General features: G+C 63.1%; 5 protein-coding genes and 1 pseudogene. 4 read left to right on the forward strand and 2 right to left on the reverse strand.

The window, feature by feature from the left end; genetic code table 11:
- The 3 genes and pseudogenes from AC19YT_RS19015 to AC19YT_RS19025 all read left to right on the forward strand — a co-directional run.
- Positions 1 to 119, forward strand: a pseudogene (locus AC19YT_RS19015) (IS30 family transposase); the annotation flags it as partial.
- A 24-nt stretch (positions 120 to 143) separates the two neighbouring features.
- Complete coding sequence (locus AC19YT_RS19020; RefSeq protein ID WP_095107982.1) at positions 144 to 650, forward strand: CS1 type fimbrial major subunit; 507 nt, start codon at positions 144 to 146, stop codon at positions 648 to 650.
- Positions 647 to 1,891: a hypothetical protein gene (locus tag AC19YT_RS19025; RefSeq protein ID WP_500610822.1), complete on the forward strand. Its 1,245-nt coding sequence runs from the start codon at positions 647 to 649 to the stop codon at positions 1,889 to 1,891. The genes AC19YT_RS19020 and AC19YT_RS19025 overlap by 4 nt, the downstream gene beginning before the upstream one ends.
- Before the next feature lie 122 nt (positions 1,892 to 2,013).
- On the opposite strand, the gene AC19YT_RS19030 is transcribed toward AC19YT_RS19025, so the two are convergent.
- On the reverse strand, positions 2,014 to 7,161 hold the full coding sequence (locus AC19YT_RS19030) for a dermonecrotic toxin domain-containing protein (protein WP_500610823.1): 5,148 nt from the start codon (positions 7,159 to 7,161) through the stop codon (positions 2,014 to 2,016).
- 131 nt (positions 7,162 to 7,292) lie between these two features.
- On the reverse strand, positions 7,293 to 10,430 hold the full coding sequence (locus AC19YT_RS19035) for a transglycosylase domain-containing protein (protein ID WP_500610824.1): 3,138 nt from the start codon (positions 10,428 to 10,430) through the stop codon (positions 7,293 to 7,295).
- A 716-nt stretch (positions 10,431 to 11,146) separates the two neighbouring features.
- Here AC19YT_RS19035 and AC19YT_RS19040 point away from each other — a divergent pair.
- On the forward strand, positions 11,147 to 12,565 hold the full coding sequence (locus AC19YT_RS19040; protein ID WP_095107986.1) for an amino acid permease: 1,419 nt from the start codon (positions 11,147 to 11,149) through the stop codon (positions 12,563 to 12,565).
- Positions 12,566 to 12,603: the final 38 nt, after the last annotated feature.

Below are 12,603 nucleotides of genomic sequence, written 5' to 3' on the forward strand. Positions count from 1 at the left end.
TGACCGTCGAAGCCGTCAATCGGACAGTAGCGAGGATCAATCTACGCCCGCGCAAGCGCTTGGGCTGGAAGACGCCGTACGAAGTGCATACAGGGGTGAGCGTTGCACTTATGTGTTGAATTCAGGAAGTATCAGGTGGTGCCATGACCGATAAGCTGCGTTGGGCAATTGCACTGGGTAGCCTGCTGTTGGGCGGCCCCACGGGCTGGGCTCAAGAGCGCGTAGAACATACCTTTGAGGTGTCGGTGAGCATCCCCACGCCCAGTTTTTATGTAATTCCCGCCGATCCCAATTGGATTCACCGTGAACAACAATTGGCCTGGAACCCGGTGACGTCGCAGTTGGCAGGCTTGCGTAAATCTTTTGACGTGCGTCACGACGCCGGTGCCATCGAGGCCAAGTTAGACAGCCCAGCTTATTTGTCGACGGGCGTGGCCGATGCGCAGGTCATTCCCTTGACCGTCATGTTCAATAACGTGCAACTCACTCATTTGGGGCCGGTTGAAGTGGTTTCCCAAGTTGAAGCAGCCGCCGGTAAACGGGTGTTGCTGGACATCACTGCGCAACCGCTGACAGAGGCCGGTTATAGGCCGGGAAGTTACTACGGCAGTGTCAATATCATGTTTAACGCGGTGGTGCCCACGCCATGAAGTTTTGGATTAAGAAAGTTCTGCTTGCCCCTTTAGTGGGTCTATCCGGCGTTTTGTTCATGGCCGCGGCCGGGGCCGCGACCCAGCGAATCGATGCGGTGTTTCAGCCCAGCCCCAGTCATCCGATGCGCAATGAGTTCGTCAACACCACTCCCAATTCGGGTTATTGCGCGATCTATCCGGGGGTGTGCCAGTCGTTTGGCATGTTCAGCATTCGCCTGCCTATTCGCTTCACCAGCAGCCGGGCGATCGAGGCCAACCACGCCAACGAACGCGATGGCGCCATGTTCAAGGTGCCCGCTAACTGGCGGGAGCTGACCGTGACCCATGCGGCCACGGGGGAAGTGCAAACACTCAAGTTGCGCATTCACGGCTTGGGTTCAACTTATCGGTTCAACCAACCGGTCAACGAGTTGGTGGAGAACACCCCTGGCAATGGCCACTACCTGTTGTGGGGGGGCGCCAGTTGGGTGTACCCACCGCCCGCCTGCTTGTACAGCGGGTTGGCTGCATACACGGCGTATACCTACATGTTTTTCTGGCGTACACCCGCCGAGGCGGTGTGCGCCAAGCGCGCCAGCTATCGCATCCCTTTCATGACCTATGACTACCTGGACATGGCCTATCAGCTCCAGACCCCCGACCCGTTGAAGATGCTCTCCGGTATGTACACCGGCAGCCTGACCTACACCTTGGGGCCCAATCAGGACTTCGACATGGGGGATGTGATGATTCCCGATGACGGCGCCCTGACCCTGAACTTCGTGCTGGCGGTGCAGCACACCCTCAAAGTCGATATCCCACCGGGTGGCAACAAAGTCGACCTGGTGCCCCTGGGTGGCTGGCAGGGGTGGCTCAATAGCGGGCGCAAGCCTGCGCGGTTGTTCCGCGACCAGACCTTCGTCATTTCCACCACCTCGCGCTTCAAGATGCAGATGCAGTGCCAGTACCCGGTGGGCGATACCTGTGGCTTGCAAGACCGCTTGGGCAACCAGGTGCCGCTGCATGTGCAAGTGAGCTTGCCCAATGGGTTGGTGGGGAGCAGTGGAGAAGCCGTGACGCGCCGGCCGCTGCTACTGAGCGGGGCAGGCACCGAGCTGTTGCAACCGTCCCGCTATGTGGATTTCAAGCCCGGTACCTTGCATTTCGAGATTCGCCAGGCAGATGTGGAGCAGATGCTCACGCGGGAGGCGGGTACCTACAAGGGTAACGTCACGGTGGTCTGGGATTCGCAGATCTGAGCTGGCCGGGGCGGCCACTTTTGTGGTGGCGCAAATCGGTATGGGAGGTTGCTGTTTGTGGGGGCGGGCAGGCCCGCCCCCACAGCTCTAACTCCATCCCCAGCCACGGGGCAGCGGTGGGTTTAGGCCTGATTCGCGTAGCCCCGGGCTTCGGCGGTTTGCAGGGCCTGGCGGGTGAGGTCGCGGGCCCACTGCTTGCGGGTTTCGCCCAGGTCGGTGAGCAGTTGCGCGTAGCGTGTGCTGTTCATCCGGTTGCCTGGGGCAACCTCGGCGATGGGGATGCCCAGTTCCTGGGCCAACGCTTGCAGGGTGGTTTGCTGTGCGTCGTCCATGGGGGTGCCGGCCTCTTTGGCTTGTGCCACGGTGTCGAGTAGCTCCTGCAACTCATCGAGTTTTTCTAGTTTCAGCGCGACGGCTTGTTCGTTGCTCTGGTACTGGGCGTTGTAGCGGTTGCGCAGGTAGGTTTCCCAGTACGGCTCCAACAGCATCTGGTCCACCAGGCCATCGCCCTCGCTGAGCGTGAGCACCATCTGGTAAGCATTTTCGGTCATGTCTGCGCTGACCTGGGCGCTGTCGCGGTAGTGCATGTGGTCGGTGACCCAGGGCAAGTCCAGCCTCTTGGCCAGGGACGTTTCATAGGCCAGGTGGATTTCCACCTCGTCCACCTCGCCGGGCCTGGGGCCTTCGGCGGTGTCGCGCATCTGCGAGCGATGCCACAGGCCTTGCCCGCCCTCTTCGCGGGGGCGCGTGCGCAGGGCGATGTCCTGGCGCACCACCTTGCCCAGTAACTTGAGCCGCGCGGCGCCCTTGGCCAGGGTCACCAGTTGGTGCTGGCGGTCGCCATGGGCGTAGCGTTCGTTCAGGGTCGCCAGGGTTTCAATGCCCATGTTGTTGAAGATCTGCGCCGCGCCGTCGGCGCACAGGCCGGGGAAGCTCGCCATCCGGAACAAGCGGGCGCGCAGTGCGCTGTCGGCATGGGCCTGGGCGAGCATCATCGCCACCTGCTCAGCCACCCGTTGGCGGTTCTCTTCGTAACGGTCCCAATCCTGCGGGTCCTGGTAGTCGTCATAGGTCTCCAGGGCCTTGATGACTTCGAAAAAGCCCTGGGAGCCATGCTCGCGCTCTACCGCCAGCCATTGTTCGGAAAACTCGCTGTGCCGGTACGGGGCGAGGTCAGTCAGCCAGTAGCGATAGTCGCCCTTGGGCTCATAGGTGCGGTGAGGGTCCAGCCCCACGGCGTTGCGGTACTGCTCGTAGGCCTGCTGCTGGTCGAAGTCCAGGGTGGTACGGTTCAGGCGGATGCGCGCGATGATTTCTGCCGCCTCGGGCACGGGCGGTGCCATCGGCAGTTGGCGCAAGGGCACGCCAACGGCCTGCAGGGTGAAGTCGCTGACCCGCGGCAGCACGAACAGGCCTTTGGGCCACTGCGTCAGTTGGGTGCGGTTGAGGTTCAATTGGCGCAGGTGCGCCATGGCACTGACGTCTGGGGCGACGGTGAGCGGGTTGGAACTGAGGTCGATTTCAGTCAACTCCTTGAGGCTGTTGAGGGGCGATGCGTCGACGATGCGGTTGTTGTGCAGGTCGAGGTATTCCAGGTGCGTGAGGGTGGTGAACACCTCGGGCAACTCGGTCAGCTCGTTGTTGGCCAGCCCCAGGATCTGCAACGAGGGGAACAGTTCCAGGAAGGGTGCATGGCGGGCGCTGAAGCCGCTGTTGTTGAGCAGCACCGAGCGCACGTGCACCAATTCGTCGGTCAGCACCGGCAGGCTGTCGGGCAGCGGCACATGGGCCAGGTTGAGTTCTGAGCCGTAGGTTTGGCGGATGGGTACTTCGATGAAGAACAGCAGGCGATTCTCCCAGCCTTGCAGCAGGCGTTGGGCGAGGGAGTCACGACGCTCGCGTTCGACCACGTCTTCGACGCTGCCTTTGGCCCAGGCAGAGGGGGAACGGCGCCACTGTTCCAGCTCGCGGGGCACGCGGTAGTTTTCCAGGGCGAACTTTTCCAGGTACTGCGCCACCTTGTCCGGTTCCATTTGCGCGATCAGTGCCTTGACCTGTTCGCCGCTGAGGGTAGGGAACAGGTTGTGCAGCGTTTGTTCGGCTTCGGTCTGCGGCGTATACAGGGCGCGCAGGCGGCTGTAAGCGGGGCCGCCGAGCAGGGCCTGGGTTTGTGGGTCGGTGTTGCTGCGCACGGGCGGGCGGGCGATGGCGGTACGGCGTTCAGCCAGGGGTTCGAGCTTTTCCATCAGCCACTGTTTGAGTTGCGCGCCCTGGCCGGGGCCAAAGCCCATGTCGGTGCGCCCTTCGGCCGGCAGGGTGGCGATGATGGACTCGTACAGGTTCTTGAGGCCTTGCAGCTTGTTGCCCTGGGCATCGAACACTTCGTAGCCCTGCGTGGAGTGGCGCACCAGGACGCGGGTCAGCGCGGCGTCCTGCGGCCCTACTTCACAGCGCAACGTGCCGCTGGGGCTGGTTTCGCGCACCTGCACGCGCAGGTTGGCCAGCAGGTCGCTGTGAATGCGCAAGGCGTTGAGCGCGAGGTTTTCGCTGTCGGCGTTGATCCGCGCGGCGTTCTGCAGGCCGTGAAAAGCCAGGGCCGAATCAGCGGCGAAGCTCAGCTCCCGGGCCTGTTCGGCCAGGCGCAGCGGCAGGTAGTTGCCCTGGGCCATGGTCTGGCGTTCGGTGGGGGTGGCGGTACTCAGCAGGCGCTCTGCGCTGCTGTTGTCCAGGGTGGGGAAAGACTGGCGCAGCAGGTTGACCTGGGCATCGTCGCTCACTTGCCCGGCGCGGTAGACATGGCGGGCAATGTCGTCGGTCTGGCCGGTGACGTAGTCGGCCAGGGCATTGCGCAGGGCTTGCACTTGTTGCGGTGCAGGGATCTTGCTGCCCAGTAGCGTTTCGATCTGGCCTTCATCGAGAAAGCCCAGCACGCGCTCGGCCAGTTTGCCGGCCATGACCTCGGCCAGCCCCAGTTGCAGGGTGTCGCCGGGGCCTGCCTGGGTGTTGCCGTATTTGTGGCTGGCGCCGCTCAGGTCGCTGTTGATGAACACCTCAAGGGCCTTGTCGGCGGGCCAACCGGGGAGTTCGGTGACCGATTGTTCAAACCAGTCGGCGGCCGGGTCGGCGGGCAAGGGCTGGCCGGTGCGGGTCAGTTCGCTGGCCGTGCGGGCGTAGTGCTCGGCTTCGAAGCGCTTGAGGGTGTCGTCCAGCAGGGGCGGCAGCGGTTCGTTGCGCAGGTACATGCCCCGCAACACGCCAGCATCGGTGCCGCTGATGACGCGCATCTGCTCCAGTTGCCGGTCGCTGAACGGCTGGGTGCGGGGGCCGAGGCGGCGCAGCAGGGTGGGTGTGTTCCAGGTGCGTGGTTGTTCGCCTTCGAGCACACAGGCGCCGTGGCCGTTGAGGCGCACCCGCGGCTGGTAGGCGTTGGCACGGCGCGGGTGGCGGATGCGGTGCTCGCCCGCGTGGGGGGCGCGCGCGACCTCGTAATGGCGGTTGTCCACGGCCAGCACGTCTTTGCCCTGGTGCCGGTGCAGCCCCGAGGCTTGGGGCCGCGAGCCTGTGGGCGGGGCCAGGTCGGGTTGCGCGTAGGGCGCAAGGTCTGGGTGCCAGAGGCGGGTCCGGCCATCGCTTGTTTGCACGGGGCGCATGCCTTCGACGAACAACGACAGCTTGAGCTGGGCCACTTTGACAATCTCCCCGGCGCCCGCGAACTCGCCCAGTTGCAGCAGGCTTTCAACCACCGCCAATAGGTGTTCGGCGGCCTCGCGGCCCAGGCCCTCGGTCCAGTCCAGCACGCCCTCGAAGACTTCCTCGGTCAGTTGATAGGCGGTATAGGCCAGCATTAATTCCCCCATTACCGGCACGAACGGCGTGACCACCAGCAGCGCAACGTTAAGGGCGGTGCCCAGGATGCCTTCGAGGTTGTCCCACCAGGCCTGGCGCGCCAATTGGTCTACGCGCTGGGTGGAGACGGCGATGTCTTGGGCGTCGTTGATGATCTTGTTCAGCCGGGTGCGGTAGAGGTAGTGCCACAGGTTATCGGGGGTGCCGTTGGGGCGGTTTTGATAGTCGTCGCGGATGTCCTGCACGCTGAAGTACAGCGTCGGGTTTTCCACCGCCGTAGTGGTCCAACTGGGCAGCCGCTCGCCGCGTTCGCGCTGGTGCCAGGTGATTTCGCTGAGCTGGCGGTTCAGCCCGCTGAAAAACGCACCGCGCTGGGCGTGGGCGATGAACTGGGCAAAAAATTGCGGGTACCGCTGCCCCGCCGGCCGCTCGCTGGGCGTGCCCCGCAGTTGGCGGGTCAGCTCTTGGACGAAGGCCGCAGAGGACGGGTATTGCTTGAGGGGGTGCTCGGGGTCGCCGGGCACGTAGGCGATCAGCGGTTTGATCCGTGACGCATCCTGGGCGTTGCTGGAGAACAGCACCACGCCGGTCAAGGTGCAATTCATGATGCTCAGGGTGTAGGCATGCAGCTCGCCGTCCTCGAACGCCACGGGGCCGCGGGCGTCGATCAATTGCAGCAGGGCGAGCATCGCGCCTTGGCTGATATCGCCGCTGATGTGCGCCAGGTGCACGGCGCTGGTGAACGCGGCCTGCTGGCTGGCGATCACCGCCTCGCGCAGTGTTCGCTGGACCTGCGGGTAGCCGCCACCCAGCACCTTATGGAGTTGGGCCTGATACTGCGCGCCGATGTCCAATTGGCGGCAAATGGCTTTGAACTGGTCCAGGTTCAGCGCCTGGCCGGTGGTGCGGTGGCGCAGGGTCAGCACGTCTTGCTGCCCGCGCGCGTCGGCAGCGGATAAAAAGGCAAAGTCGGTGAAGGTTTCGTCGGCGGCAAAGTTGTGCAAGGCGCGGTCGAGTAAAGACGAAGTTGTACTTTGCTGGCCGGCGGTGATGTACGAGGCACTGGTATAGGTGCGCAGGAATACGTGTTTGACGTCGACTTCGCCATAGGCATTGAGTGCCTGTTTTAACAGCGGTTCGGCGAAGGCATAAACATCACGCAGGGCGTCGAGTTTTTTATCCACCGCCGTTTGCGTCCGCCACTGTTGGCCGATGGCGTGCCTGAGGGCCTGGTGTTGCTCGGTGTTGGCGTGGGGGTAATGGCTGGAGGCACGGTAGCCGGTGGCTTGCAAAGCCTTGAGGCGGTGCGGGGCAATGGTGGTTATCCAAGGCGGTAAGTTGCGCTGGATGAGCTCGAAATGCTGCCCCTTTAGTGCACTTTGCGCGGTTAATGGCGGTGTGGGGTTAAAGAACGGGTAAACCATGGTATGGGCCTGAAGTTGACGAATTAAACTTCAAGTCTATGCAGGTGCGGGGCGGATAATAAGTTTGATTTATGGCCTGTTAAGCAGACTTATATAGTGTTTTTGCCCCATTAATAAACGCCTCTTAATAACTAACTACCGCCCTTATTGGCTGCTACTTTGGGGGGTGGCGCGGGCGGCTGGCATGCCGTGGCACTGCCCGGTTGCAGGTACGGCGTGAGGATCGGCGCCATGCCCTTGAGCACCTGCACCGGCAACGCCGAGGTGAACTTGTAGGCCTGGGCGCCGGCACCGGGAACGAACGCGGTGAGGGTGCCGAAGTGGCTGTCGCCCATATAAAAGACGAAAGTCGCGGTGCGGTTGATGGCCTTGGAGCTGAGGATGCGCCCACCGGCGCCCACCGCTTCGATGCGGTTGTCGCCGGTGCCGGTTTTGCCGCCCATGGCCAGCAGCGTGCCATCGGGCAACTTGAAGCTGCCGGACACCCGCCGCGCGGTGCCGGCGTCGACCACTTGGGACAACGCCTCGCGCATCGCCCGGGCAACCTCGACGGGCATCACCCGCTCGCCCCGGTCAGGGTCGCTGACCAAGCGCGTTTCATAGGGCGTATTGGCGGCGAAGCGCAGGCTGTCGATGCGTACGGCGGGCCGGCGCACGCCGTCGTTGAGGATCGTCCCGATCAGCTCGGCGAGGGCGGCGGGGCGGTCGCCTGAACTGCCGATGGCGGTGGCCAGGGAGGGCACGAGGTGGTCGAAGGGGTAGCCGACTTTCTGCCAGCGCTGGTGAATGTCGAGGAAGGCTTCGATCTCCAGCATGGTGCGGATGCGGCTGTCGCGCGCGCCTTTGTGGCGGCTCTTGAACAGCCAACTGTAGACCTCCTGGCGTTCGAACTCGCTGGCCTTGACGATCTGGCTGAACTGGGCCTCGGGGTTGTTCAGCAGGTAGCCCATCAGCCACAGGTCCAAGGGGTGGACCTTGGCGATAAACCCCTGGTCGGGCAGGTCGTATTTGCCTGGGCCGTAGGCGTAATACAGGTTGTCGAGGCGTTCGTCGGTGAGTTTCTCGGGCTTGGCCACGCCCTTGAGGTGGGCGCGCACGAAGCGGTTGAAGCTTTCCTGGCTGGCGTCGGGCAGCAGGTAGCGGTGCACGGCGGCCAGGCGCATGGCGGTGGGGTGCATGCTGTCGAGGAAGGTGTCCAGGCGCGCCTGGGTGTCTTTCTTTTGGTACTTCTTCCAGAACCTTTGCAGGAACGAGGTGCCTTCGCGGTCGGCGAAGCGCGCCAGGTATTCCTGGCGGCGCGGGTTGGCGTCGTCCTTGAGCAGTTCGGCGCGCTCGCTGGGGCCGGCGTAGATGGTGTAGCGCACCAAATCGCGCATCAGGCGAATGAACGGCAGGTTGATGGATTCGCGCAACGCATCGCGCAGGGTGGGCAAGCGGCCGTTGTCCTCCTTGCGAAAGTTATTGAAGGTGTGCAACCCGCCGCCGGTGAAAAACGCCTCGCCGGGGCTGGCCGAGTATTTACGGTCCAGGGCCGCGCCGAGCATTTTCGTCAGAGTGCGGTCGTTGCTCTGGATCAGGTAGTCCACGGCCCAGCGGCTCAGGCGATCCTGTTCGGCAATGGCGGCTTTCTTCAGCTCGGCGACGCTTTGCCCAGCGTAGCGTTCGTGCAGCTCGGCGATGATTTGCAGGTAAGTGGTGAGCACGCGCATTTTCGCCGTAGAGCCCAGCTCCAGCTTGCTGCCTTCGTTGATGTCGAAGGGTTGGTCGGTGCTGTCGGTCTGCACCCGCACCCGCGAGCCGTCGGGCGTCAGCTCGAACAGGGTGAAGCTGTAGCGCACCTGGGTGGTGCTGGTGGGTGTCAGCAGGCGCTCGCCCAGCAGGCCGATTTCGGCGGCGAAGGCCGGGTCGGCGAGGCGTTTGAGGTAGGTGGTGGCCTGGGCTTGCAGGTCGCCTTGCAGGGTGCTGGTGGCGGACAGGTCGAGGCGGTCGAGGTCGTACAACGGGCGGTTGAGCATGCCGCCCAAACGGCTGCGCGCCACGCTGATGCCTTTGTTGGTTTCGATGGGCTGGATCGTCGGCTGCTGCACCCAGTCGCGGTAGGTCACCTTGCTGCCCAGGGCGGCCGCGGTGAGAGGCGCGTCGAGTACGCCGTTCTGGGCCAGCAGGCGAATGTGGCTGTCGGTCAGCCGGGCCAGATCCTCGCGGCCCCGGGCCAGGTAATAGGAAGGGCGGCGCTGGGCGATCATCAACGACAACACCTGGCGCAACGCCAGGCCGCGCTTGGCCAGGCTCTGCTCATCGTTGGCGGTGCTGGCCAACGCCGCGTTGACCTGGTTGAACTCGGCGCCGTACCACACGCGCAACCCTTCGGCCATGCCGTGCACCTCGCCGTGGCCGGGCACTGCCGACAGCGGCACGCTGTTGAGGTAATCACGCACGATGTTCTGCCGCGCCAACTCGGTGTGGGGCCCGGCCTGGTAGGCGCGCACGCTGGCCGAGAGCATCTGGCGCAGCTTCTCGGCGCCCGACACCGTCAGCCCGTCCGGGGAATGGCGGTACTTTTCCAACTGGGTGGCCAGGGTGCTGCCCCCCGCCGTCTGCCCCGGCAGGTGGAGCATTTTCGCCACTTGCGACCACGCGGCCCGGGCAAAACGCGGCCAGTCCACGGCTGGGTTGGCCAGCGGCTGCTTGGGGTCGAGTAGGTCTCGGTTCTCGATGAACAGCAGGCTATGGACCACCAACGGCGGGATGGCGGCGAAGTGCGGGTACAACTGCTGGGGATATTTGTATTGGTACAGCGGTGCGGCGCGGCAATCGGTGATCGACAACCCTGCCTGGATTTTCTCCGCGTAGGGCACGAACAGGCCTTTATCGGTGTAGTCCAGCAGTGCTTGGGAAAAGCGTGTTTGTTCCTGCACAACGTAATTGCGCTTTAGCAGGCGCTGTACGAAATCTCCGATGTGGCTGTAGCCCAAACGTTTGTCGAACGGCCCGTCACCGGGGTAGACGATGGCCTCGCTGGGCCCCGGCTCCAGGCTGTAGGTCAGGGCCGCGGCCAGTTGGCTGAATTCCCTGGCCTGGAGCTTGGAGGTGCGGCTTTCCCGGGCAATTGCCAGCCCCAGGAAGATCAGGCCGATCAGCAGCAACAGCCAGAACATGCGCCAGCCGTAGCGGCGTAGTGGGCGTTTTCTGGCGGGTAAAGGGGTTTGATCCACGCGGTCAGTTGGCACCAGTGCTTCACTCGAATCGGTTGGCAACAAAGCACCCATAGTCGATTGATCCATTCCACTCAGATTGATCGGACTTGTCTGAAGCTTAGACGGTGGCTGTAGGGTGTGAAGAAATTGTAGAGGCGAGATTTCTTTGTAGGGTGTGGGGTAATTATTGAGTTTTGGGTCGGATATTTCAGACACACGCGATCGTGGGCAAGCGGAGTGCCGCCCGGCCCGCTCCCACAGTTGAACGGTGGTGCGGGTGGGATTTTCATTTTTCCTCTGTGGAAACGAGCCTGCTCGCGATGGCGGCATTGAGTGGCTAGGGGTAAGGCAGTTGCTCCCACAGATGAGGGGCGCGGCGCTGTATTTCCCTTGCCACCCCACCGGCCTGTAGGAGCCTGGGTTGAAAGGCTCAGGCCCGCCCTAGAGCCTTGGCGCTGCGTAAATTGGCCCAAGGTAGGGGCATGACGCTGCCCTTTGGCTGTGCAATACTCGCCGCCGTTTTTTCTGGCAGACAAGCCTGGCGTCTCGAAGCAAGTGTTTTTGTGTAAAAGGCTTTTGCCCCGAATTAACGCTGAAAACTGTCATTTATAGAGTGAAAAGCCCTGCTGGGAGCTTTTTATACTGCACGCCCCGCTGATCTTGCAGGTTTTGTCCTACAAGACGGGTCTGCTCACAAAGTGGATCCGGCCTGCGTACACCCGAGCCTACCGGTGCGGATGTGCGGACTCGGTGGTTCATATCCAATAACAAGACGAGGTTGTACTCCCATGCCAGTCGGCAACCCTATGCCCCACGGCGAGACCGCTCAAGGCGGCCCGCTCAAACGCGAACTCGGCGAACGGCATATTCGCCTGATGGCGCTTGGCGCCTGTATCGGCGTCGGTCTGTTCCTCGGTTCGGCCAAGGCCATTGAAATGGCCGGCCCGGCCATCATGCTGTCCTACATCATTGGTGGCCTGGCGATCCTGGTCATCATGCGCGCCCTCGGCGAGATGGCCGTGCACAACCCGGTGGCGGGCTCGTTCAGCCGTTACGCGCAAGACTACCTGGGCCCGTTGGCGGGTTTTTTGACCGGTTGGAACTACTGGTTTCTGTGGCTGGTGACCTGCGTCGCGGAAATCACCGCGGTGGCGGTGTACATGGGGGTCTGGTTCCCCGAGGTGCCGCGCTGGATCTGGGCCCTGGCGGCCCTGGTGAGCATGGGCTCGATCAACCTGATCGCGGTCAAGGCTTTCGGTGAGTTCGAGTTCTGGTTCGCCCTTATCAAGATCGTCACCATCATCGCGATGGTGGTCGGCGGTATCGGCGTGATCGCGTTCGGTTTCGGCAACGACGGTGTGGCGCTGGGGATTTCCAACCTGTGGGCCCACGGCGGCTTCATGCCCAACGGCGTGCAGGGCGTGTTGATGTCCTTGCAAATGGTGATGTTCGCCTACCTGGGCGTGGAGATGATCGGCCTGACCGCCGGTGAAGCGAAGAACCCGCGCAAGACCATTCCCGACGCCATCGGCTCGGTGTTCTGGCGGATTCTGCTGTTCTACGTCGGTGCGTTGTTCGTGATCCTGTCGATCTACCCGTGGAACGAAATCGGCACCCAGGGCAGCCCCTTCGTGATGACCTTCGAGCGCTTGGGCATCAAAACGGCGGCGGGCATCATCAACTTCGTGGTGATTACCGCAGCGCTGTCGTCGTGCAACGGTGGCATTTTCAGCACCGGGCGCATGCTCTATAGCCTGGCGCAGAACGGCCAGGCCCCGGCCGGTTTCGCCAAGACCTCGAGCAACGGTGTGCCGCGTCGCGCCTTGCTGCTGTCGATTGCCGCGCTGTTGCTGGGTGTGTTGCTCAACTACCTGGTGCCGGAAAAAGTCTTTGTCTGGGTGACCTCGATTGCCACCTTCGGCGCGATCTGGACCTGGGCCATGATCCTGCTGGCGCAGCTCAAGTTCCGCAAAAGCCTGACCCCGGCCGAGCGTGATGGCCTGAGCTATCGCATGTGGTTCTACCCGGTCAGCTCCTATGTGGCGCTGGCGTTCCTGGTGTTGGTGGTGGGCCTGATGGCGTACTTCCCGGACACCCGCATCGCGCTGTACGTCGGCCCGGTGTTCCTGGTGTTCCTGACGCTGGTGTTCTACGCGTTCAAGCTGCAACCGACTCCGGTCAAGGAGCCGGTTGCGCCTTCGGCCTGATGGGCTGACGCTGAACCCCCCACGCGCGCCAGCCTGGG

This window comes from Pseudomonas sp. MF08875 (assembly GCF_059862525.1).

What these genes read in the sequence shown, in the direction of transcription:
- AC19YT_RS19020 (WP_095107982.1), top strand. Translation starts at nt 144, where the DNA reads ATGACCGATAAGCTGCGTTGGGCAATTGCACTGGGTAGCCTGCTGTTG.
- AC19YT_RS19025 (WP_500610822.1), top strand. Translation starts at nt 647, where the DNA reads ATGAAGTTTTGGATTAAGAAAGTTCTGCTTGCCCCTTTAGTGGGTCTA.
- AC19YT_RS19030 (WP_500610823.1), bottom strand. Translation starts at nt 7,161, where the DNA reads ATGGTTTACCCGTTCTTTAACCCCACACCGCCATTAACCGCGCAAAGT.
- AC19YT_RS19035 (WP_500610824.1), bottom strand. Translation starts at nt 10,430, where the DNA reads ATGGGTGCTTTGTTGCCAACCGATTCGAGTGAAGCACTGGTGCCAACT.
- AC19YT_RS19040 (WP_095107986.1), top strand. Translation starts at nt 11,147, where the DNA reads ATGCCAGTCGGCAACCCTATGCCCCACGGCGAGACCGCTCAAGGCGGC.